The sequence below is a fragment of the Psychrobacter okhotskensis genome, from assembly GCF_013248965.1.
GTDB lineage: Bacteria > Pseudomonadota > Gammaproteobacteria > Pseudomonadales > Moraxellaceae > Psychrobacter > Psychrobacter okhotskensis.
In genome coordinates this window covers 1-1,554 of the sequence record NZ_JABRVQ010000059.1, presented here as the reverse complement: position 1 = coordinate 1,554, position 1,554 = coordinate 1, and the positions used below count along the sequence as shown (strand labels likewise).

The 1,554-nt window shown below is 50.6% G+C and carries 2 protein-coding genes; both read right to left on the bottom strand.

Annotation, left to right across the window (positions count from 1 at the left end; translation table 11 throughout):
* Positions 1–1,016, bottom strand: a 1,016-nt coding sequence (locus HQR03_RS14025; protein WP_418889578.1) for an IS3 family transposase, incomplete at its 3' end; no start/stop codon positions are given.
* Positions 989–1,489, bottom strand: coding sequence for a hypothetical protein (locus HQR03_RS14425; protein ID WP_418889577.1), 501 nt, complete (start codon positions 1,487–1,489; stop codon positions 989–991). The genes HQR03_RS14425 and HQR03_RS14025, both read right to left, overlap by 28 nt.
* Between the last annotated feature and the right edge of the window lie 65 nt (positions 1,490–1,554).

Below are 1,554 nucleotides of genomic sequence, written 5' to 3'. Positions count from 1 at the left end.
CAATCTCTCACCTCTTGACTGCCCCAACGTATTGGATTTTGAGCTTTAGCTTGCTGCATCGTCAGCTTACGTTTTGCCAGTATTTCCTTATCCTCACCCGTATGGCGCTGACTCGGCGTCACAAAGTTCAGCTGACTGTGTTTGTGCTCATTATTGTACCAGCGCGTGAAGCTCAGCACCCAGTCACGAGCCGCCTCTAAGCTTTTAAAGCCTTGGGTGGGCCAACTAGGACGATACTTGCACGTCTTAAACAAAGACTCTGCAAAGGGGTTGTCATTACTCACACGCGGTCTGCTATATGACGTCACAACGCCTAATTCATAGGCCTTCATCCTCATAGTTTGCGCCTTCATCGGTGCCCCATTGTCTGAGTGTAATACCACACCGCTATGTAGCGCCTTTTCACGGATGAGGGTACGCTCAAGCAGCTGAGCTGCTAATACTCCTGACTCACAATCATACACCTCCTGACCGACAATCTTACGGCTATAGACATCCTCTATCATGTACAGGTAATAGAACTGCCCCCGTACGGGACTTGGCAAATAAGTGATGTCCCAGCACAGCACCTGACCTGGAGCGGTCGCAGTAAAGGTTTGTGGTGCCTTTGATGCGCTAGGGGCTAAGCGACGACCTCGATGGTTGAGCTGATTATGCTGCTTAAGTAGTCGGTAAAAGGTAGACTCTGAGCCATGATATATGCCTTCATCAAGTAAGGTGGGTACGATTTGGGTCGGGGGTAGACTGGCAAAGCGGGGCTGATTGCAGACGGCTATAATGGCGGCTTGTTCCGCTACGCTCATCTTGTTAGCCGGTACAGGGCGGATAGCTTCAGCACGCTTATCTTGCTGCACTTGAGAATCTTTATACCAGCGCCGATAGGTACGCACGCTGATGCCAACCTCACAACAGGCAGGGTTGAGCCTAGCGCCTGCTTGGGTGGCGTCTTGTATCCATTCTATATATTGGATGCGCTCTGGGAGTGAGGTTAGTCGTCCTCGGGTTCGGTCTCCCAAAACGCATCCAGCTTTTTTCTGAGCACCAGTAAGGCGGCGGTCTCAGCCAAGGCTTTTTCTTTTCGAGCAAGCTCTCGGGTGAGGTGCTTAATCTGCTTGCGGTCTGTCTGCTGTTGACGCTTGTCTTTCAGGCTCTGTTGTTTGCTGCTGCTAAAGCCCTTAAGAGCGTCAGTGCGCCACGCTTTGATTTGCTCAACATAGAGACCTTTACTACGGCAGTATTCGCTAAGCTCGGTCTCGGATAAGCCGCCTGTTTCGATGACGGTGGCAAGTTTGGTCTCGCTTGACCAGTTATCAGGAGTACGTTTATTTGTCGGCATGGGCTGACCTTGTTCTCTGGCGTGATTGCGCCAATTATACAGGGTCTGAAGACCGATGCCTTCCTCTCTTGATACTTGAGCCACGCTTAGGTTTAATGGGGGTTGCAGTTTGCTGAGTATGGCTTGTTTACGTTCATTACTATATCTTGGCATGATTGGTCCTTGTGCCCCCCATTTGGATTAATATTTAGGGGTGACAACTATCCTGCCATAGGGGG